Annotated in this window: 18 protein-coding genes; 7 read left to right on the top strand and 11 right to left on the bottom strand. The window is 68.5% G+C overall.

The genetic code is table 11. The annotated features are described in order from the left end of the window. Positions 1-177 precede the first annotated feature (177 nt). From GV068_RS09570 to GV068_RS09560, 3 genes are all read right to left on the bottom strand, one after another. A complete protein-coding gene (locus GV068_RS09570) occupies positions 178-537 on the bottom strand; it encodes a response regulator (protein WP_159697097.1) in 360 nt (119 codons plus the stop codon). Between the two features lie 5 nt (positions 538-542). Next, positions 543-2297, bottom strand: coding sequence for a histidine kinase famiy protein (locus tag GV068_RS09565; RefSeq protein WP_159697096.1), 1755 nt, complete (start codon positions 2295-2297; stop codon positions 543-545). Between the two features lie 78 nt (positions 2298-2375). Continuing rightward, positions 2376-3395 (bottom strand): NAD-dependent epimerase/dehydratase family protein, encoded by a 1020-nt coding sequence (locus GV068_RS09560; RefSeq protein ID WP_159697095.1) that lies wholly within the window; start codon positions 3393-3395, stop codon positions 2376-2378. A 102-nt stretch (positions 3396-3497) separates the two neighbouring features. Between GV068_RS09560 and GV068_RS09555 the strand changes: the two genes are divergently transcribed. Further along, positions 3498-4397 (top strand): LysR family transcriptional regulator, encoded by a 900-nt coding sequence (locus GV068_RS09555; RefSeq protein WP_373888412.1) that lies wholly within the window; start codon positions 3498-3500, stop codon positions 4395-4397. Between the two features lie 204 nt (positions 4398-4601). Here the strand turns inward: GV068_RS09555 and GV068_RS09550 are convergent, their stop codons facing one another. Next, on the bottom strand, positions 4602-5348 hold the full coding sequence (locus tag GV068_RS09550; RefSeq protein WP_159697094.1) for a LytTR family DNA-binding domain-containing protein: 747 nt from the start codon (positions 5346-5348) through the stop codon (positions 4602-4604). Beyond that, positions 5345-6559, bottom strand: a complete 1215-nt coding sequence (locus GV068_RS09545; protein ID WP_159697093.1) for a sensor histidine kinase — start codon at positions 6557-6559, stop codon at positions 5345-5347. The genes GV068_RS09550 and GV068_RS09545 overlap by 4 nt, the downstream gene beginning before the upstream one ends. Positions 6560-6716: 157 nt before the next feature. Here GV068_RS09545 and GV068_RS09540 point away from each other — a divergent pair, with 157 nt between their 5' ends. Next, entirely contained in the window at positions 6717-7268 is a 552-nt protein-coding gene (locus GV068_RS09540) for a GNAT family N-acetyltransferase (RefSeq protein ID WP_201303269.1), read from the top strand. Here the strand turns inward: GV068_RS09540 and GV068_RS09535 are convergent. The 3 genes from GV068_RS09535 to GV068_RS09525 form a co-directional block, all read right to left on the bottom strand. Continuing rightward, complete coding sequence (locus tag GV068_RS09535) at positions 7219-7659, bottom strand: hypothetical protein (RefSeq protein ID WP_159697092.1); 441 nt, start codon at positions 7657-7659, stop codon at positions 7219-7221. The genes GV068_RS09540 and GV068_RS09535 overlap by 50 nt on opposite strands. 67 nt (positions 7660-7726) lie before the next feature. Then, positions 7727-9616 carry a bifunctional diguanylate cyclase/phosphodiesterase gene (locus GV068_RS09530; protein WP_159697091.1) on the bottom strand — a complete coding sequence of 630 codons (1890 nt, stop codon included), beginning with the start codon at positions 9614-9616 and terminating at the stop codon, positions 7727-7729. A gap of 86 nt (positions 9617-9702) precedes the next feature. Further along, positions 9703-10224: an ankyrin repeat domain-containing protein gene (locus tag GV068_RS09525; protein WP_159697090.1), complete on the bottom strand. Its 522-nt coding sequence runs from the start codon at positions 10222-10224 to the stop codon at positions 9703-9705. Positions 10225-10342: 118 nt separating this feature from the next. On the opposite strand from GV068_RS09525, the gene GV068_RS09520 reads away from it, so the two are divergent. The 3 genes from GV068_RS09520 to GV068_RS09510 all read left to right on the top strand — a co-directional run bounded on the left by GV068_RS09520 (position 10343) and on the right by GV068_RS09510 (position 12531). Further along, positions 10343-11257, top strand: coding sequence for a LysR family transcriptional regulator (locus GV068_RS09520; protein ID WP_159697089.1), 915 nt, complete (start codon positions 10343-10345; stop codon positions 11255-11257). A 165-nt stretch (positions 11258-11422) separates the two neighbouring features. Continuing rightward, entirely contained in the window at positions 11423-12124 is a 702-nt protein-coding gene (locus GV068_RS09515) for a pirin family protein (RefSeq protein WP_159697088.1), read from the top strand. Positions 12125-12147: 23 nt separating this feature from the next. Beyond that, a complete protein-coding gene (locus GV068_RS09510; RefSeq protein WP_159697087.1) occupies positions 12148-12531 on the top strand; it encodes an OsmC family protein in 384 nt (127 codons plus the stop codon). Between the two features lie 46 nt (positions 12532-12577). Here GV068_RS09510 and GV068_RS09505 read toward each other — a convergent pair whose 3' ends face one another. Continuing rightward, positions 12578-13528, bottom strand: coding sequence for a LysR family transcriptional regulator (locus GV068_RS09505; protein WP_159697086.1), 951 nt, complete (start codon positions 13526-13528; stop codon positions 12578-12580). A 125-nt stretch (positions 13529-13653) separates the two neighbouring features. Between GV068_RS09505 and GV068_RS09500 the strand changes: the two genes are divergently transcribed. After that, positions 13654-14256 (top strand): DedA family protein, encoded by a 603-nt coding sequence (locus GV068_RS09500; protein ID WP_159697085.1) that lies wholly within the window; start codon positions 13654-13656, stop codon positions 14254-14256. 92 nt (positions 14257-14348) lie between these two features. Further along, positions 14349-15233 carry a hypothetical protein gene (locus tag GV068_RS09495; protein ID WP_159697084.1) on the top strand — a complete coding sequence of 295 codons (885 nt, stop codon included), beginning with the start codon at positions 14349-14351 and terminating at the stop codon, positions 15231-15233. 2 nt (positions 15234-15235) lie between these two features. Here GV068_RS09495 and GV068_RS09490 read toward each other — a convergent pair whose 3' ends face one another. Together GV068_RS09490 and GV068_RS09485 are read right to left on the bottom strand one after the other, a co-directional pair. After that, the gene (locus GV068_RS09490; RefSeq protein ID WP_229463968.1) at positions 15236-18664 is read right to left on the bottom strand and encodes a hybrid sensor histidine kinase/response regulator; all 3429 of its coding nucleotides are present in this window, start codon (positions 18662-18664) and stop codon (positions 15236-15238) included. After that, the gene (locus GV068_RS09485) at positions 18661-19608 is read right to left on the bottom strand and encodes a diguanylate cyclase (RefSeq protein WP_159697083.1); all 948 of its coding nucleotides are present in this window, start codon (positions 19606-19608) and stop codon (positions 18661-18663) included. Before GV068_RS09485 ends, GV068_RS09490 begins: the two co-directional genes overlap by 4 nt. Positions 19609-19649 lie beyond the last annotated feature (41 nt).

Here is a 19649-nt window from a genome sequence, read left to right as displayed (position 1 = left end):
CGGTCGTCCTGTGAATGCGGTCTTGTCGGTTGGTGGTGGCGATCAAGGCCTGCGGCGGGTGGCCGCATGCTGGTCGCGCCGGCATGCAAGCCTCGTGGACGATGCAGACCTTGTCATTCTACTAGCATGGACGATGCGGCTGGCGCCGTCAAGACGCGCACGCGTCGGCGCCAGCGCTCAGGAGGCCCCGGCGGGCGCGAGCGCCTGCGTCACCGCGTCGACCAGCACCTGCGGCGCCAGCGGCTTGCTCAGCACCTGGACTCCCGGCGCCGCCGCGCCGACCTCGGCGCCGTAGGCCGTCACGATCAGGGCCGGCAGCGAGGGGTGCAGTTCGCGCAGGCGCGCGATCAGGCTGGCGCCGGTCATGCCGGGCATGCGGAAATCGGTGACCAGCATGTCCACGCCCCCGGCGCTGCCGAGCGCCAGCGCGTCGATCGGGCTGATGGTCGCCGTGACCCGGTAGCCGGCCCGTTCCAGGTAACGCTTGAACACATAGGCGATCGCTTCTTCGTCGTCGACCAGCAGGATGTGCGTCATCGTCGTCAGCCCTCGTGGGTGAAGCCCGCCGCCGGGTCAACGGGCGACTGCGAGCGTTTTTCTACTTTCAAGGCCAGGCGGATGCGCTCGGCCAGCTCGTTCAGGCGGTAGGGCTTGGTCATGATCGGGAAGGCGGTCGCTTCGCCCTTCACGGCCGGCAGCGCGTCGATGTAGCCGGTGGCCAGCAGCACCGGCACGTCCGGCTGGCGCTCGCGCGCCAGCTCGGCCAGGCGCAAGCCGTTCATCCCGCCCGGCATGATGATGTCGGTGAACAGCAGGTCGATGCTGCCGTAGCGCTCCATCATCTCGAGCGCCGCTTCGCCGCTCGGGGCGCCCAGCACCCGGTAGCCGCTGGCGCGCAGGTGGGTCTCGGCCAGCTCGCGTACTTCTTCGCTGTCGTCGACCACCAGCACCGTGCGCTTGCCGAGGATGGCTTCGGGCGTCCATTTGGCGCCGTTGCCGGCGCGCTCGCCCATGATCTCCAGGCCGGATTTCGCCGCCTGCGGGAACACCATGCGGATGGTGGTGCCCCGTTGCGGCGCGCTTTCGATCTCCAGTCGGCCGTGCGACTGCTGCACGAAGCCGTGCACCATCGCCAGCCCGAGGCCGGTGCCGGGTCCCTTGGTGGTGAAGAAGGGTTCGGTGGCGCGCGCCGCGACTTCCGGCGACATGCCTTCGCCGTGGTCGATTACGCACAGCACCACGTAGCGACCGGGCGCCAGGTGCAGGCGTTCGAGCTTTTCCGGGTCGTCCATGGTCGAGGTGGCGACGCTGACCTTGCCGCCGTCGGGCATGGCGTCGCGCGCGTTGATCAGGACGTTCAGCAGCGCCATCTCCATGTGGGTCGGATCCAGCGTGCAGGAGGGCAGGCCGGGCTTCAGGTCGAGGTGCAGGTCGACCTTGTCGCCCAGGGTCCGCACCAGCATCTCGCTGAACTCGACCACCAGCGAATTCAGGTTCAGGCGCTTGGGTTCGAGGCGCTGCTTGCGCGCGAAGGTGAGCAGCTGCTGGGTGAGCTTGCCCGCCTTTTCGCTGGCCAGGCGGGCGCGGTCGATGGCCTGGCCGACCGTGACGCGGTCGTCCAGATCGGCGGCGGCCAGTTCCAGGTTGCCGGCGACCACCTGCAGCAGGTTGTTGAAGTCGTGCGCCAGGCCGGCCGTGAGCTGGCCGATCGCTTCCATCTTCTGCGCCTGCAGGTAGGACTGCTCGGAGACGCGGCGGCGCGTGATGTCCATCTGCGAGGAGAAGTAGTACAGCAGCTTGCCCTGCTCGTCGAACACGGGGCCGATGAACAGGCCGTTCCAGAACGGCCGGCCGTCGGCCTTGTAATTGAGGACATCGACCGCGACCGCGCGCTGTTCGCGCAGGGCGGCGCGGATTTCCTCGACGGTGTGCGGGTCGGTCTGCTCGCCCTGCAGGAAGCGGCAGTTGCGGCCGAGGACGTCCTGCTCCGCGTAACCGGTGAGGTCGAGGAAGGCGCGGTTGACGAACGCGATCGGATTGTCCGGCTGGTTCGGATCGGTGACCACCATCGGCATCCGGGTCATCTCGATGGCGGCAAAGAAGATGTTGCCGCGCTCCTCGAAGCCGGGGCGGGTGATGTGGCTCGCCTGCCAGTGGCGGATGCCTGGGTCGCCGAGCGGATTGTAGGCGCTGCCTTCGAGCTGACCAGAACTGAGTACGCCCTCGCTCTGGCCGTGTCCGGACTCCTCGTCGTGCGGCAGGCGTTGCCGTCCTTCCTTGCTGCTTCCTGTCGTCATCCGGGCCCTCGTATCAAAGAGAAGGCCAACATCCACAGACAGTCGGACTCCTGTGTGAATTATATAACAGAGGCAATTTTACAAGTCCAAAAATGACGGATCCGCGCGCGTCGGTGCCGGGGCGGCTGCGGGATGGGTCAGGGGCAGGCAACCCAGGCCGGCAAGCGTGCGCTCCACAGCCAGGTCGAGCGGCGTGTGCGGCTCGGCGCCGAGTTCCGCCAGCAGCCGTGCATTCTCCAGCCGCAGCGGCCGCTGCCACAAATAGCGCATTTCCAGCAATTCGCGCATGGTCTCATTGAACGGCGCCGCCAGGCGCACCAGCCACCAGGGAAAGACGCTGCCGCGCACGGCGAGTCCATGGCGGGCCGCCACCCGCCGGATGGCGTCGGCCATGGCGCTGCCGTCGGGGTCCCAGTGCCCGGCCAGATGGAAGCGTGCGAAGGGCGCTAGAGCTTCACGGCGCGCCAGCAGGGCCACCATGGCGGCGGCGACGTCCGGCAGGTAGGCCCATTGGTGGCCCACGCCCGCGCTGCCCGGGTTGGCGATACGGGTGAGCGGGCGCCCGGGCTTGAGCAGGCCCTGGGAAAACCAGCTGTTACCGGAGCGTGGACCGAAATAGTCGCCGGCCCGCACCACCAGGGCTCGGCCGCCGCGCCGGCACCACGCCTCGAGCTCCGCTTCCATCTTCACCCGCAGCCGGCCCTTGCGCGTTTCCGGGTGCTGGGGCGCGTCTTCGTCTGCGAGGGGAAAGGCGTCCGGCCCGTAGTTGTAGACCGTCCCCGGAAGCAGGATGCTGGCACCCACTGCCTCGGCGGCAGCGATGCTGTGCTCCAGCATCGGCACAACCTGCTCGGCCCAGTTGCGGTAGCCGGGCGGATTCACCGCGTGGACGATGACGCTGCAGCCTCGCGCCGCCGCCAGCACGTCGGCGGCGACCAAGGCGTCGCCCCGGATCCACGTGACGGCGCCTGCCGCTGCGGGCGCCGCGCGCCGGGTCAGCGCGCGCACCTGCCATCCGGCCGCCAGCAGCTGGCGTGCGACCTCGCCGCCGATGCCGCCGTTCGCGCCCAGTACCAATGCCGTTTCCTGTTGTTGCATGATGAACTCCCGTGGTTGACGTTGAGCTCATCTTCGCTCATGCTCGCGCTAAATGGAATTGCATGGCATGTACTAACGACTATGCATTTTTGTATAGGAGTGATGATGATCGAATGGGAGTTGTACCGCTCCTTCCTTGGCGTGCTGCGCGAAGGTTCGCTGTCCGGTGCGGCGCGGGTGCTCGGCGTGGCGCAGCCGACGGTCGGGCGCCATATCGCCACGCTCGAGGGCGCGCTCGGCCTGGCGCTGTTCACGCGCTCGCAAACCGGCCTGCTGCCGACCGAGGCGGCGCTGGTGCTGCGTCCGCACGCGCAGGCCATGGAAAGCACGGCGGCAGCGCTCGAGCGCACCGCCGCCAGCTATGGGGATGGCGTGCGCGGCGTGGTGCGCGTCACGGCCAGCGAAGTGATCGGCCTGGAGGTCCTGCCTCAGGTGGTGGGACGTCTGCGCGAGCGCTACCCGGAACTGAAGGTCGAGCTGGTGCTGTCGAACGAGGTGCAGGATCTGCTGCAGCGCGAAGCCGACGTCGCGGTGCGCATGACACGGCCGAGCCAGGACCAGCTGGTGGCGCGCCGCATCGGCAGCGTCGAGCTGGGCCTGCATGCGAGCGGCGCCTACCTGGCGCGCCATGGCGCTCCCGCCAGCCTGGACGAGCTGTCACAACATTCCTTGATCGGCTACGACCGGCCCACTCCCTTCGTGCGCGCGGCACTGAAGCGCTGGCCCCAGTTCGCCCGCGAGCGCCTGGCCTTGCGCACCGACAGCGACGCCGCGCAGCTGGCCCTGATCCGCGCGGACGCCGGCATCGGCGTTTGCCAGGCGGCGCTCGCGCGGCGCTCGCCCGCGCTGGTGCGCCTGCTGCCGGAAGCGTTTTCCCTGGAGCTGGAAACCTGGGTGACCATGCACGAAGACCTGCGCGACAGTCCGCGTTGCCGGGTTACGTTCGATGCGCTGGTGGAGGCGCTCGGCGACTATACGCGAAACACCGAGGGTCTGGTCTAACAAACCCACACGAGCTCGTCAGTTGCTACGATCGCCACGGTAGCGTTCGTGTAGAAATGTTAGACCTGACCCCGGTTGAGTTTACTGGGGGACTATACGCGAAACACCGAGGGTCTGGTCTAACAAACCCACACGAGCTCGTCAGTTGCTACGATCGCCACGGTAGCGTTCGTGTAGAAATGTTAGACCTGACCCCGGTTGAGTTTAGTCGCGGAACAGGTGCGTGAAGGTCCGGCTCACCGGCAGCTTTTCGCTGCAGCCGCGCAGCAGCACCTGCATGCGTTCGGCGTCGACCCGTTCCACCGCCGCGATGGCGCCAACATTGACCAGGGTGCCGCGGTGGATCTGCCAGAAGCGGTCGCGGTCGAGGCCACCCAGCAGGTCTTTCAGCGGGATGCGCACCAGCGCTTCCGAATCCGGCAGGACGACCCGGGTGTACTTGGTGTCGGACTGGAAGAACAGCACTTCGTCGACATCGATCAGGCGGATCTGCTTGCCGACCGTCGCCTTGATCCACTTCATCTTCTCGGTGGGCGCGCCAGGCAGGGCGGTCTTCAGGTGGCGCAGCAGGTCGCCCAGGTCGGCTGGCGGCTTGCTCAGTTTGGCGCGGATGCGGGACACGGCGCGCTCCATGCGGTCGGCCTGGACCGGCTTGAGCAGATAGTCCACCGCACCGGCGTCGAAGGCATCAACCGCATACTGGTCGTAGGCCGTGACGAACACCACGTGGGCGCTGTCGCCGATGCGCTCGGCCACCTCCAGGCCCGACAGGCCCGGCATGCGGATGTCGAGGAAGACCACATCCGGCTCGTGTTCGAGGAAGCCGTCCCAGGCGTCGTTGCCGTTCTCGGCCAGCGCCACCACTTCGGCCTCGGGCCAGCAAGCGGCCAGCAAGCCGGCCAGGCGCTCGCGCATCAGCGGTTCGTCTTCGGCGATCAGGACGCGGGTCATGCTGCCTCCTTTACCTGGACCGGTACCGTCAGCTCTGCGCCCAGGCCAGGGTCAAGGTCGCGCAGCACCAGGCCGGCGGCGTCGCCGTAGGCCAGCTGCAGGCGCCGCCGCACGTTGTCCAGGCCGGCGCCGCTGCCGGGCGTGTCGCTCATGCCGACGCCACTGTCGTGCACGCAGATGCGGATGCTGCCGCCGCCGTCGAGGGCGGTCACGCGGATCTCGCCGCCGCGCAGCGCCGGCTCGATGCCGTGCTTGATCGCGTTCTCCACCAGGGTCAGGACGATCATGCTCGGCACTTCGGTGCGCGCCAGGGAGTCGGGCAGCGACAGTTCGAAGCGCAGGCGGGCGCCCATGCGGGCCTGCATTACACGCAGGTAAGACCCGACGGTGGTGAATTCGCTTGCCAGGCTGACCGTTTCGGTGCGCATGTCGCTGAAGCTGGCGCGCAGGAAGGCGATCAGGTCGGCCGTGAGGGCTGCGGCGCGCGGGGCGCCGTCGGCCGCCAGCTGCTGCACGGCGCCGAGGGTGTTGAACAGGAAGTGCGGTTCGATCTGGGCGCGCAGCATGCGCAGCTTGGATTCGCTCAGTTCGCGCCCCAGGCGCTCGCGTTCGGCGTCGCGCTGCAACTGGGCGGCCAGGAGCTTGTGCTGGTGGCGGCGAAACGCGCCGATCAGCAGCATCGGCATCGCCACCACCATGCCCGCCAGCACCGCGCCGCCCACCAGCTTCGGCAGGCGGGTGAACAGGTGTTCGATGGGCCGTCCATGGGACACCATCAGGAACGCGAAGGACCCCACGGCGCCGAGCAGTGCACCCGCGATCGTACGCAGCACCAGCTTGCGCTTGATGCGCATGATCTCCCCGGAATTGAACCAGACGCCAACGCATCCCGCCAGCAGCGCGAAGCCGACCAGGTTGGCGATGAAGAGCGATCCGAACCAGTTGGACTTGCCGAAGACAAGGTGCATCTGTACCCCGGCCAGCGTAAAGGCTGCGGCAAACTTGCCCAGTGCCTTCCACAGGCGTGCGCCGCGATAGGTGGTGCAGAAGGCATGCAGCTGCATGCGCTCGATCGGCGACATCGTCGCCAGCTTGCAGTTGGTCCAGCGCCGCCAGCCGGCCGGCGTGCTGGCGGCCAGCTCCGGACGCTCCAGTACGGCCAGTTGTTCCGCTTCCATCTTGTCATACCAATCGACCAGCTTGCGCCACATGATGCTCTCCTCTTGTGAATACTATACGGCAACGTAGTCAGTGTAGGAAGGCGCCGGCGCTCGAGGAAGTGGATGGTGACGAAGAACGAAGGAGCGGGGACGAAATACGAAGGCCGGGGTGAGCGTGCTACCATCGCGCCCTTTGAGCCGACCTCCCATGCAGCACGCATACCCATTCCACCTGCGCGCCATGCGCGCCGACGATCTCGATGCGGTCCTGGCGGTGCAAGCCGCGTGCTATCCGCCTGCGATGCAGGAAGCGGCCGCGGTGGTATTGGCGCGCCTGCGGGCGGCGGGCGAGTGCTGCGTGGTGGCGCAGGACGCGGAGGGCGTGTGCGGCTACCTGTTCGCTTACCCGAGCAGCCTGGGAATGGTGACTCCGCTCGGTGCGGAATTCGCGCCGGCCCGCGATGCCGACACGCTTTACCTGCATGACCTGTCGGTGGCGCCGCGTGCGCATGGCCGCGGCCTGGCGCGGCGCCTGGTGGAATATCTGCTGGCCCGCGCGCACGGCCTGCGCTCCTCGGCGCTGGTCTCGGTACAGGACACCGCCGGCTTCTGGAAAGCGCTTGGCTACGAGGCCGCCGAGGTGGACGGCGGGGATGCGCGCGCCGCGCTGGCGACCTACCCGGGCGTGGCGCGTTACATGGTGCGCACGCTTACTGGACCCGGCGCACCTTCGCCGAACTGTTCGTCCCGTCGACCTTGAGGAACAGGGTACCGAACAGGTTGCGCTCGATCGTGACCTTGGCGTCGCGCGTGCGCGGCAGCACCGCTTCGCTGCCGTCGATGATGCGCCAGACCTGGCCGTTGGCGAGGCGGATCTGCGAACCCGGACCCCAGCCCTGGAACTCGCCGGCGACGGTGCTGGTGATCGACTTCGGTTCTGCCTCGCGCTGCTTCTTCACTTCCATGCCGAAGTTCTCTTCCTTGCGCACCGGTGCGGCGGTGGCGACGGCAGGCTTCACGCCGACCTGGATCGCGTCGTAGCAGGCCAGGCGTGCGGCAGTATCGGCCAACGTACGGCATTTCATGATCGAGGCGTCGTCGGCCAGCGCAGTAGCGGACAGCAGGAGCAGGGAGAGTGGCAGTGCTTTCATCGTCATCCTTCGGTTGGGTGGTGCAACCCAAGGATTATATCGGCAAGCCGGCCCGCGCGGCCAAGACTCAGCCGGCCGCCGGTTCGGCTGCGTAGCGCCGGATGAAATCCGCGCAGTCCTCCACTGACAGCGGCTTCGAATAGTAGTAGCCCTGGATCTGGTCGCAGTCCGCCCTGCGCAGCGCCGCGACCTGGTCGGCGGTCTCGACCCCTTCGGCGATCACGGCCAGCTGCAGCCGGTGCGCCATCGCGACGATCGCCTGCACGATGGCGGACGATTCGGCGCTCGAGGCCATGTCCTGCACGAAGGACTTATCGATCTTGAGCTTGTCGAGCGGCAGGCGGCGCAGGTAGCCGAAGCTGGAATAGCCGGTGCCGAAATCGTCGATGCTCAGCATGACGCCGAGCTCGCCCAGCCCGCGCATCACCACCACGCTGCGTTCAGGGTCGGCCATCGACACGCTTTCGGTCAGCTCCAGCTCCAGCAGCTCGGGCGCCAGGCCGGATTGGTCCAGCTGCGCGCTGACCATGGCGATCACGTCGCTCTGCAGGAACTGGCGCGCCGACAGGTTGACCGCGACCGGCGCCAGCGGCAGCCCCTCCGCGCGCCAGGTGGCAAGCTGGGCCACGGCGGTGCGCAGCACCCATTCGCCGATCGGCACGATCATGCCGCTTTCCTCGGCGATGGGGATGAATTCGTCCGGCTGAATGACGCCGTATTCCGGATGGCGCCAGCGCACCAGGGCTTCGAAGCCGGCCAGGGTGCCGCTGCGCAGGTCGACCTTGGGCTGGTACTGCACGAACAGCTCGTCCTGCGCGATGGCGCGCCGCAGATGGCTCTCCAGTGTCAGGCGCCTGCCGTGTTCGGTGCGCAGGTCGGGTGTGAAGCGCACGATGGCGCCGCGGCCCTGCGCCTTGGCGTGACGCATCGCGGTCACGGCGTTGTTGAGCAGGGCGTCGGCATCCTCGCCGTCCTGCGGCAGCAAGGTGGTGCCGATGCTGCAGGTGAGCGCGATCTCGCCGCCCGGGATCGGGACCGCGCGCTTGGCCGCCGCACTGATGCGGTCGAGCGCGCGCTCGGGTTCCGGGTGCTCGCCGCGTGCATGCAGCAGCACCAGGAATTCGTCGCTGCCGGCGCGCGCCAGCATGTCGCCTTCGCGCAGCAGCGACTGCAGGTTGGTAGCCAGCGCTACCAGGATCTCGTCGCCGGCGCGGTGGCCCAGCGTTTCGTTGAAGCGCTTGAAGCGGTCGACGTTGATGCAGGCGACCAGTGCCGGCGTGCCGTCCTGGCGCCAGCCGGCGATACTGTGCTGGATGGCGCGCAGCATGGCCTGGCGGTTCGGCAGGCCGGTGAGCAGGTCATGCGCCACCAGCCAGGCCAGTTCGCCGCTCGGGGCGGCCTTGCCCGTGCTGCCCGCCGCCGCGCATTCGTCCGCCAGCCGTTCGCTCAGCGACTGCGCCGCCATCGCCAGCTGGCGGTGGTAGACCAGCTGTTCGACCATGCGCGCCAGGTCGCGCAGCGCGTCCAGTTCGCCGGGGGCGAGCGCGCGCGGCTTGCGGTCGATGACGCACAGGGTGCCGATCTTCTTGCGGTCGACCGAATACAGCTGCACGCCGGCGTAGAAGCGCAGATGGGGCGAACCGGTGACCAGCGGGTTGTCGACGAAGCGGGCATCCTGGGCGGCGTCGGGCACCACCATGGGCTCGTCGGCCAGGATGGCGTGGCCGCAGAAGGAGACGTCGCGCGAGGTTTCGCAGGCGTCCAGCCCGGTGCGCGACTTGAACCATTGGCGGTCCTTGTCGATCAGGGACACCAGGGCGATCGGGACGTCGAGCAGGCGCGCCGCGGTGCGCGTGATACGGTCGAAGGTTTCCTCGGGGGCGCTGCCCAGCAGCCGGGTCGCGTGCAGGGCGGCGAGGCGCTGTGCTTCATCGAGTGGAATGCGGGGTCTTTCCATCCTGGCTCCCTTGGTCTTTGCTTGGATGTATTACGCCAGAACCAGGGATAGTTTGCAATCTTGCCGCAGGCAAACGAATTGCCGGGTCAACCCAGCTGGCCGGCCAGCAGCGCCGCGGTGTCGCCGGCGCCCATGCGCTGCGCCGCCGCCAGGGCGCTGACACCGTCGGCATCGGCTATCCGCGGGTCGGCGCCGCGCGCCAGCAGCAGTTGCGTGATCTCGACCCGGTTGAACATGGCCGCGAACATCAGGGCCTGCTTGCCGTTCGGGCCGGCGGTATCGACCCGCGCGCCATGGTCCAGCAGCAGGGTCGCTACCGCCAGGTCGCCCTTGAAGGCAGCCCCGGCGAGCGGAGTCTGGCCGGCGTCGTTCATCAGTTCCGGATCGGCCCCGTGCTCGAGCAGCACGCGCGCCGTGTCGGCGTGGCCGTGGTAGCAGGCCAGCATCAGGAGGCTGTCGCCGCGTTCGTTGCGCAGGTTCGGCGGCAGGCCCTGGGCCAGCAGGGCGCCCAGCGCTTCCGTGTCGCCGGCCCGCGCGTGCTGGAAAACGCCGCGTACAAAGGCGAGCGTGTCTTCGTCGAGCTCAATGGGGTTGGGGGCAGGCTGCATCGATGGCTCCATGTGGTGCGATTCGAAGATTAGACCACAGGGCGCGCTGCGGGGGAGCACGCCCGGAGCGCCCGCGCTGCGGCATAATCGGAGCATTCACACAGCCATCCGGAGCGACATGGACCGAATCAAGGCGATGCAGGTGTTCGTGCGGATCGTCGAGGCGAACAGTTTCACCAAGGCGGCCGAGACCCTGAACCTGCCGCGCGCCTCGCTTACCGCCAGCATGCAGGCGCTCGAAGCGCACCTGGGCACACGCCTGCTGCAGCGGACCACCCGCCGGCTGTCGCTCACGCCCGAGGGCGAACGCTACCATCAGCAGTGCGCCGAGATCCTGGCCGCGATCGAGGCCGCCGAAGCGCCCTTCCTCGGCGAGCAGGGCAAGGGGCCGCAGGGCTTGCTGCGGGTCGAACTGCCGGGCACCCTGGGGCGCGCGCGCATCGTGCCGCGCCTGGGGGAGTTCCGCGCCGCCTATCCCGGCATCGCCCTCACCATCACCCTCAGCGACCGCCTGGTCGACCTGACCGAGGAAGGGCTCGACTGCGCCGTGCGGGTGGGCGTCCTGCAGGATTCGTCCCTGGTCGCGCGGCCACTGGGCAGCATGCGCTTCCTGATCGCCGCCGCGCCGGCCTACCTGGCGGCGCACGGCAACCCGGCCACGCTCGCCGAACTCGAAGGACACGAGGGCATCGTCCACTTTTCAGGACGCACCAGGCGCGCTTTCGACTGGGAACTGCATGACGCCGGCCTTACGCACAAGCTGGCCCTGCGCAGCGCGATCGCAGTGAACGACGCCGAAGCCAACCTGCTGTGCGCCTTGCAGGGCCTGGGCCTGGCCCAGGTCGGCCGCTACCAGGCGCGGCCCTGGCTGGAGAGCGGCGGGCTGGTCGAGGTGCTGCCGGGCGTGGCGCCGACCAGCATGCCGGTCTCGCTGGTCTACCCGCAGGGTCGCATGGCCAGTGCCCGCCTGCAGGCCTTCGCCGGCTGGCTCGGCGAACTGTTCGCTGCCGACGCCGACCTGCGTCTCTCATGATCGAAAAATTCGATGGATAGCCGGTAAATTACTCGTTTTTCAATTCTCCGCTCGACGCGCATAATGGCTCCATCGCATCGAACAAAGCGACGCAGCGCTAGGCCAGACGGCAGGACGCTGATGATCGAAGCCTTCGATGGTCAACCAACACACAAGGAGAACACCATGTTGAACGTACGTAAAAGCAATGAACGCGGCGCCGCCAGCTTCGGTTGGCTGAAATCCCAGCACAGCTTCTCGTTCGGCCACTACTACGACCTGAAGCACATGGGCTTCGGTCCGCTGCGCGTCATCAACGAGGACCATGTGTCGCCCGGCCGCGGCTTCGAGTCGCACGGTCACCGCAACATGGAAATCATCTCCTACGTGCTGGAAGGCGCGCTGGAGCACAAGGACAGCATGGGCAACGGTTCGGTGCTGCGTTACGGCGACGTCCAGCGCATGAGCGCCGGCAGCGGTGTGGTGCACAGCGAGTTCAACCACTCGAAGGAAGAGGGCGTGCACTTCCTGCAGATATGGATCGAGCCAAACACCACCAACGAGCCGCCGGGCTACGAAGAAAAGCATTTCGATACCGCGTCGAAGCAGGGCCGCCTGCGCCTGATCGCCTCGCATGACGGCCGCGAAGGTTCGGTGTCGATGCGCCAGGATGCGTCGATCTACGCCACCATCATGAACGGTGACGATGCGCTGAGCCACCAGTTGGCCGAAGGGCGCCAGGCCTATGTCCACGTGATCCGCGGCCGCGCCACGGTCAACGGCGTGCAGTTGCAGGGCGGCGACGCGCTGAAAGTCACCGAGGAAGATGCGGTGCGCCTGGAGCAGGCCGAAGCGGCCGAAATCCTGGTCTTCGATCTGCCGCAGTAAGCCAAAACGACAAGGGGAATGCTATGGAAGTGAGCGCACAAAAAGGACAGGGCAAGCTGCAGCAGGTGATCACGGTCGGCCGGCACCAGCTGCTGAGCGATGCGCCGGAAGCCTTCGGCGGCGAGGACACGGGGCCGGAACCGCACGACCTGCTAGCCGCCGCGCTCGCTGCCTGCACGACGCTGACGGTGACGATGTACGCCCGGCGCAAGGGCATGCAGCTGGACGACGTGCGGGTGCGCATCGCCCATGGTCCGCGCGACGGTGGCTACGCCTTCCAGCGCCACATCGAGTACGTCGGCGCGCTGGGAGCGGAAGAGCGCCAGCGCCTGACCGAAATCGCGAACAAGTGCCCCGTGCATAAAACCCTGACGGGCACTATCGACATCACGACCGAAGCCAGCTGAACCCTGGCGCATGGATCGGCGCACTGCACCCCAAGAGTAGCTTCGTCTATGTCGCCCCTAACTGGGCGGCGCGCTCTGCCTCGTGGCAGTGGCGCGCCATCATGCGGTCAAAGGGCGACTGTTCGCGCAGGCGCTTGAGCCACCACCCCAGGGCCGCGCCTTCCTCGCCGCTGCGCCAGGCCAGGTAGAAAGTCTCGTCCGGCTTCGGTTCGACCACCTGTTTTTCCACCAGCAGGCCGGCCTCGACGGCGGGACGGGCCCAGGCTTCGGGCAGGAAGCCGAAGCCGATGCCGCGCAGCTGGAAGGAGTACTTGGTCTCCATGTCCGGCACCGCCAGCATGTCCTGGCCGAACAGCAGGCCTACGGTGCGCGGGCCCAATTGGCGCGCCGAGTCCGACACCGCGACCGCGCGGTAGTCCAGCAAATCCGCCTTGTCGAGCGGGCGGTCGATCGCCGCCAGCGGATGGCTCGGGGCCACTGCGAACACGAAGCTGCTGCTGCCGATCGGCTCGGCCGTGTAGCCCCCGCCCGAAGGGCCTTCGCCGGCGGCGCCCACCAGCAGGTCGACCCGGCGGTCGAGCAGCGCATCCCAGGTCCCGGACAGCACCTCGCGCACCAGGCGCAGGCGGGTCTGGTCGGCGACCTCGTAGAAGGCCGCGATGTCCGGTTCCAGCCCGCTGGGCGAGAGCATCGAATCCATGCCGATCGACAGCTCGGTTTCCCAGCCGGAGGCGACGCGGCGCACGCGCGACTCGAGGTCGCCGGCGGCGCGCAGCAGGTAGCGGCCTTCCTTCAGCAACTCCTTGCCGGCCGGCGTCAGGGCCACCTTGGGTCCGAAGCGGTCGAACAGGCGCACGCCCAGGTCGTCTTCGAGCTTGGAGACGGTATACGAAATGGTAGAGGGAACACGGAACAGTTCCTTCGCGGCGCCGGCGAAGGACCCCTTGCGGGCGATGGTTTCGACGATCTCGAGGGCATCCAGGCTGAGCTTCAGCAATTGCAATCCTTTGTTCTTGTGAAAGTGCTTACGGCGAATGCCGCATGGTACCGGAGCTTCAGGCGGGCGCAAGCATTTATGACAACATGATAACGTCGCCTCAACCATGTCACTGGCGATCGACCATGTTCAAGTTCATTACCGAATTCCTGCAAAGTAGCGGCTACCTGGGCGTCTTCCTTCTGATGGCGCTCGAAAATATCTTCCCTCCCATTCCTTCGGAATTGATCATGCCTTTCGCCGGCTTCGTCGCCGCGCGGGGCGACCTGAACGTGGTGGGCGTGCTGGCGGCCGGCACCGCCGGCTCGATCGCCGGCGCCTTGCCCTGGTACTACGGCGCCCGCGTGTACGGCAAGGAACGCCTGAAGAAATTCGCCGACCGCCACGCGCGCTGGATGACCGTCACCGGCGAGGACATCGACAAATCCATCGCCGCCTTCGACAAACACGGGCGTTCCGTGGTGCTGTTCGGCCGCCTGATTCCCGCCATCCGCACCCTGATCTCGGTCCCGGCCGGCCTTGCCTGCATGTCGCTGGGCCAGTTCCTGCTGTTCTCATCGATCGGATCGCTGGCCTGGACCGGCGTCCTGACCGGCGCCGGGTACCTGCTTGAAAGTAATTACGAACAGGTGGCGAAATACGTCGACCCGGTGTCGAAGGGCATCTTCGGCATCCTGCTGGCCTGGTATATCTACCGCGTCATTACGCACCGCCCGGCCAAGGCCTGAGGCCCGGCTGGTGTGGCGTGCGTGCCGCACTGCAGCACGCAAGATTCCGATGATTGGGCTACACTCGGCTTGTTCGAAAGCAGGCCTCGCCCATGAAGAACCAGTTGTTGGAAGATTTCGGCGACAGCCAGTCGCCCTTGCCGGCGCGGCCGGTACGTCCCGTACGGCCAGTCGAGGCTGCGGCGCCAGCCGCGGCTCCCGAGCCGCGTTCGCGCCAGCGCGCGGGCGTCTGGCGCAGCCGCGCCGCATCGCCACCACCACGGGCACAGGCCACGCCGGCGCCGGAAGCGCCGCGCCCGGCCCCGACAATCGCGCCGGAAGTCGCTTCGTTCTCCAGCCCCCATCCGGACTGGGCCAGGCCCTTGCCGCCCGAACCCGCACCCTGGACAGAACGCTGGGGCCGCAAGGCGCTTGGCTGGACGGCAGGCCTGGGCGCCTTGGCGGCCGTGGTCGCCACCGCCGCGTGGATGTACCGCGAGACCCAGGTGGAATCGACGCTGGCCGTGGTGGCCGACCATACGCCTGCACCCGTGGCGCAGGCGCCGGTCGCACCCCTGGTGGCGGCGGCGCCGATCCCGGACCCTGTACCGACGCCGGTGGAAGCCGAGCTGCCACCGCTCCGGATGCTGCCGCCCGAGCCGGTCGCCGCCTTGCCCGCGGTCGCGCCGCCGGAAGAGAAACCCGTGGTGAAGATTGCGCCGGAACGCCGGCCGCTTGCCGCCGTACCGGTGAAGCGTGAGCGTCCGGTAGTGAAGAAAGCCGTGCCGAAGCCACCTCGTGAACGGATGCTGGCGCGCGCCAAACCCTCCACCAGGCCGGCGCCGCCGCGCGCCGTGGTCCAGGAACCGGCGCCGCCACCGGTCGACAATCCGCTCACCGAGACCCTGCGCCTGTGCCGCGCCGCGGGCTACCACGCCACCGCCTGCCTGAAGCGCGGCTGCGAGGCGACCCGCTTCGGCCTGGTCTGCCGAGGCTGAAGCTAGCCCTGGTGGCTGGTGGCCTCGAGTTGCGCTGCCAGGGCGGCGAGCGGCGCCAGTGCCGCGCCATACTCGATGTCGGACACGGCGCGCCGCAGCGCCGCCAGCGGCGGGGCAACGGTCTGCGCCTGTTCGTGTGCCAGTAACTGCTCGAGCTCGGCCAAGGCGTCTTCGGCGCGCGCGTCGTCGTGACGCAAGTAGGCGCCGAGGCGGGCGATGACGGCTGCCAGCGCCTCCGGGACGGCCGGTCCCGGCAGCACCGGCGCGGCCACGCGGGCGAGGCCGGCCAGCACGATCTCGGCCGCGGTCACCAGCACCGGCAGCTGCACCCCGATCCGCTCTAACTGCCCGAGGCGCAGCTCCTGTTCGATCCGGCTCGCGCAGGCCGCCAGTTCGACCGCGCCCACGTAGGCCGCGCCCGACTTCAGGTTGTGCGCCAGCGACTGCAGGGGGGCGTAGTTGCCGGTGGCGAGCGCCTCGCGCAGGATCGCCGGGGCGCTCGCGTACTCGCGCACGAAGCTGGCTGCGCGTTTCTGCAGGCGGTGGCGGTTGCCGTCCACGCTTTCCAGCGCCAGGCGCCAGTCGATTCCGGGCAGGACCGGCAATGCCGGATCCGGAGCCGGCGTGGGCAAACTGGCCGGGGCCGGCGGCAGCGGACGGCCCTGCAGCCGGGCCGGGTCGATCCACTTCAGCAGGGTGCAGAACAGCAGGTCGGGGTCGATCGGCTTGGTGACGTGGTCGTTCATGCCGGCTGCGCGGCTCTGCGCGCGGTCGCTGTCGAGCGCGTGCGCGGTCATCGCGACGATCGGCAGTTCGCGCAGGCGCGCGACGGCGCGGATCTCGCGGGCCGCAGTAAGGCCGTCCATCTCGGGCATCTGGATGTCCATCAGCACCAGGTCGTAGTCACCGTCTTTCGCCATGCGCAACGCTTCGACACCATTGAAAGCGACGTCGACCTGCATGCGCGCGGCGGCCATGAAGTCGAGCGCCACTTCGCGGTTGTTGGCATTGTCTTCGGCCAGCAGGATGCGGGCGCCGTCCAGGCGCGGCAGGTCGGGCGCGCCCGGGGAGCGGGGCGGTTCCGCGCTGCCAGCCTGCGGATGCAGCACCTGCAGCAGGCTGTGGTAAAGCAGGGCCGGGCCGACCGGCTTGTGGAGGAAGGCATCGACCGGCAGTTCGCCCTGCTGCTCCAGCACCGCCTCGCGGGTGAAGGCCGAGATCATCAGGATCGCCGGCGTGGCGCGGCCCGCCTGTCCGCGCGCGTCGTGGCGGATGCGGCGGATGGTCGCGACGCCGTCCAGGCCCGGCATCAGGTAGTCCATCAGCACGATGCCGTAGGGCTGGCCGTCGTTGGCGGCGCGCGCGAGCAGGACCAAGGCTTCCTCGCCGGAGGCCACGCTGTCGGCGCGCAGGCCGAGGGCGCCCAGCATCTCGGACAAGGCGGCGCGCGCGGTGGCGCTGTCGTCCACCACCAGCGCGCGCAGGTCGGGCAGCAGGGCCGGGCGCAGGGCGGCCGCGTCGCCGGGCAGCTCCAGCGGCAGCGTGAAGCTGAAGCGGCTGCCGGCCTGCGGGCTGCTGGTGACGCTGATCTCGCCGCCCATCAGCTCCACCAGGCGGCGCGAAATCGACAGCCCCAGGCCGGTGCCGCCATACTTGCGGGTCGTCGAGCTGTCGGCCTGGCTGAAGGACTGGAACAGGCGCTTGAGCTGTTCCGGCGTCATGCCGATGCCGGTGTCGGTCACCGAGAAGCCCAGCGTCACCTGACGGCCTTCCTGCTTCAGGACTTCCACGGCGACGACGATCTCGCCGTGCTCGGTGAACTTGACGGCGTTGCCGGTCAGGTTGATCAAGACCTGGCCCAGGCGCAGCGGGTCGCCCACCAGGCGCGCCGGCACGCCGGGCCCGACCCGGAAGATCAGTTCGATACCGCGCGATTCGAGCTTGACGTCGGTCAGGCTGCCCAGTTGCTCGAACATGTCGTCGAGCTTGAAAGGCACGGCTTCGATCGCCAGCTTGCCCGCCTCGATGCGCGAGAAGTCGAGGATGTCGTTGATGATGCCCATCAGGTGCTCGCTCGCGCCCAGGATCTTGTCCAGGTAGTTGCGCAGGGCCGGCGACGGTTCGCGCATCAGTGCCAGGCGGCTCATGCCGATGATGGCGTTCATCGGGGTGCGGATTTCGTGGCTCATATTGGCCAGGAATTCCGATTTCATCCGGGTGCTCGCCTCGGCGCGCAGCATCGCGCTCTGCATCGCCTTGGTGCGCAGCCCGAGGATGCGCATGAAGACCAGCATGTCGAAGGTGCTGCCAAACACCAGTGCGTGCATGGTCCAGAAGTTGGCCGGCTGCTTGCCGTTGATGAGCTGCGCCGTGATCAGCGAGGACGCGAAGGCGACCGCCCAGCCGATCAGGAAGTAGGTGCCGACCGGGTCGCCGGCGCGGGCGCGGCGGAAGGCCCCGGGCAGGCCGAGCAGCATCGGCATGATGCCGAGGGTGCCGACGATCAGCACCAGTTTGGCGTGGCCGATCAGGCCCGTGCCGAAGCCGACGGCGGTGACCAGGCACAGGCCGGCGAAGGTCTTCATCAGGATGCTGAAGATGCGGTCCTTCCCCGGGCGCGCCAGCGACTGCTCGACAAAAAGGTAGGCGCCGCAGGAGGCCATGATGGAGGCGATGCCGGCTGCGTGCTCCAGCAGCCAGGCATTGCCTGGCCACAGGTACTGGCCGGCGGTGCCGAACCAGCAGGCGGAATAGACGGTCACGCCGGCCGCGAGCAGGGCGTATTTGCCGAACAGCGGCTCGCGCAATGTCAGCCACTGGCCGACCGCATACAGGAACAGGGTGATGCGCAGTCCCAGCAGGAGGCCCTGCAGGATCTGTTCGGACAGGGCGTCGGACAGGATCGAATGCGGCTGGCTGAAGCTGATCGGCAGGATCTTCGGGCCGACCGAGGCGACGCGCAGCAGCACCGTATAGTCCTGGCCCGGCGCCAGGCGCAGCACGGCGGCAGGCACCCGGCCTTTCAGGCTGTCGCCGGCGGGTGTCTGCATCCGCCCCAGGCTGGCGACCTGGCGCAGGCCGGCGGCGTTTTCAAGGTGGACGTCGACTTCGTCGAGCAGGGCGAAGTCGATCTGCATCACCCAGCCGCCCGGGGCGTCGGCCGCCACCGAGAGCGGGATGCGCACCCAGGTGGTGCCTGGCTGCATGCCGAGCGTGGCGTAGGCCGTGTCGGGACGCACGAACTGCGCGCTGCGGGCAAGCGCGCCGGCGGCATCAAGCTTGCCCCCGGGGTCGCGCAGGATGCTCACCGCGGGCCAGGCTTCGACGCGCTCGCCGCCGCGGGTGAGCTGGAGGCCGGCCGCCTGGGCCGGCAGGAGCGCCATCGCCAGCAGCAGCGCCAGGAGACGGACGAGAATGCGAAGAGTGCTCAAGGTCGGGGACTTTCAAGGGAAGAGGCGGCGCCGTCCGGCTCGCGCCACAGCACGCGGTTGCGGCCGGCCTGCTTGGCGCGGTAGAGCTGGGCGTCGGCCGCCTCGAACAGTTCGGATGCGGCCTCCAGGCCGCCCGGTTCCAGGGTGACGCCGCCCACGCTGGCGGTGAGCACCGGCGCCACGCTCGAAGCCTCGTGCGCGATGGTCAAGCCGGCGACGGCCTCGCGCAGCTGCTCCACGACCTGGCGTGCTTCCGGCGCGCCTGTCTCCGGCAGCAGCAGCACAATCTCCTCGCCGCCGTAGCGGGCGGCCAGGTCGCCGGGACGCCGCATGCTGCCTGCCGCCAGCCGCGCCACCGCGCGCAGCGCGCGGTCTCCGGCCGGGTGGCCGTAGCGGTCGTTGTATTGCTTGAAGGCGTCGATGTCGAGCAGGGCCAGCGACAGCGGGCGCCCGGCGCGGCGTGCGCGCTGCCATTCGAGCGCGTAGACCTCGTCGAAGCGGCGCCGGTTGGCCAGTTCGGTCAGGCTGTCGATGTTCGCGAGCCGCTCCAGCATGCGGCGCTGGCGCACCACCTGCAGGTGCAGGGCCACGCGCGCCATCACCACGGTCTGGTTGAAGGGCTTGGTGATGTAGTCCGAGGCGCCCATCTTGAGGCCGTTGGCCTCGTCCTCCGGGCGGTCCAGGCCGGAGATGAAAATCACCGCGATGTGCGCGGTCTGCGCGTCGGCCCGCAGGCGCCGCAGTACCTCATAGCCATCCATGTCCGGCATCATCACGTCGAGCAGGATCAGGTCGGGCAGGTGGCGCGCGGCGCGCTCCAGGGTCTGGGCGCCGTTCTTGGCCAGCAGCACCGTGTATTCGGGTTTCAGCAGCTCGCCGAGCACCTCGCGGTTCACCGCGTCGTCGTCGGCGACCAGGACCTTCTGCATCTCCACGCCGTTCATGCGGCATCCTCCATGTTAGGGCCGGGACCAGCCTCGGGGCC

Source organism: Massilia sp. 9I (assembly GCF_902506415.1).
Lineage (GTDB): Bacteria > Pseudomonadota > Gammaproteobacteria > Burkholderiales > Burkholderiaceae_D > Telluria.
This window is presented reverse-complemented; position numbering and strand designations above follow the sequence as displayed.

Excerpts from the sequence above, each read along its gene's own strand:
- GV068_RS09540 (WP_201303269.1), top strand. The coding sequence starts at position 6,717 with ATGCAGCACGCATACCCATTCCACCTGCGCGCCATGCGCGCCGACGAT.
- GV068_RS09555 (WP_373888412.1), top strand. The coding sequence starts at position 3,498 with ATGATGATCGAATGGGAGTTGTACCGCTCCTTCCTTGGCGTGCTGCGC.
- GV068_RS09535 (WP_159697092.1), bottom strand. The coding sequence starts at position 7,659 with ATGAAAGCACTGCCACTCTCCCTGCTCCTGCTGTCCGCTACTGCGCTG.
- GV068_RS09565 (WP_159697096.1), bottom strand. The coding sequence starts at position 2,297 with ATGACGACAGGAAGCAGCAAGGAAGGACGGCAACGCCTGCCGCACGAC.
- GV068_RS09545 (WP_159697093.1), bottom strand. The coding sequence starts at position 6,559 with ATGTGGCGCAAGCTGGTCGATTGGTATGACAAGATGGAAGCGGAACAA.
- GV068_RS09485 (WP_159697083.1), bottom strand. The coding sequence starts at position 19,608 with ATGAACGGCGTGGAGATGCAGAAGGTCCTGGTCGCCGACGACGACGCG.
- GV068_RS09500 (WP_159697085.1), top strand. The coding sequence starts at position 13,654 with ATGTTCAAGTTCATTACCGAATTCCTGCAAAGTAGCGGCTACCTGGGC.
- GV068_RS09560 (WP_159697095.1), bottom strand. The coding sequence starts at position 3,395 with ATGCAACAACAGGAAACGGCATTGGTACTGGGCGCGAACGGCGGCATC.
- GV068_RS09520 (WP_159697089.1), top strand. The coding sequence starts at position 10,343 with ATGGACCGAATCAAGGCGATGCAGGTGTTCGTGCGGATCGTCGAGGCG.
- GV068_RS09495 (WP_159697084.1), top strand. The coding sequence starts at position 14,349 with ATGAAGAACCAGTTGTTGGAAGATTTCGGCGACAGCCAGTCGCCCTTG.
- GV068_RS09550 (WP_159697094.1), bottom strand. The coding sequence starts at position 5,348 with ATGACCCGCGTCCTGATCGCCGAAGACGAACCGCTGATGCGCGAGCGC.
- GV068_RS09525 (WP_159697090.1), bottom strand. The coding sequence starts at position 10,224 with ATGCAGCCTGCCCCCAACCCCATTGAGCTCGACGAAGACACGCTCGCC.
- GV068_RS09515 (WP_159697088.1), top strand. The coding sequence starts at position 11,423 with ATGTTGAACGTACGTAAAAGCAATGAACGCGGCGCCGCCAGCTTCGGT.
- GV068_RS09570 (WP_159697097.1), bottom strand. The coding sequence starts at position 537 with ATGACGCACATCCTGCTGGTCGACGACGAAGAAGCGATCGCCTATGTG.
- GV068_RS09510 (WP_159697087.1), top strand. The coding sequence starts at position 12,148 with ATGGAAGTGAGCGCACAAAAAGGACAGGGCAAGCTGCAGCAGGTGATC.
- GV068_RS09530 (WP_159697091.1), bottom strand. The coding sequence starts at position 9,616 with ATGGAAAGACCCCGCATTCCACTCGATGAAGCACAGCGCCTCGCCGCC.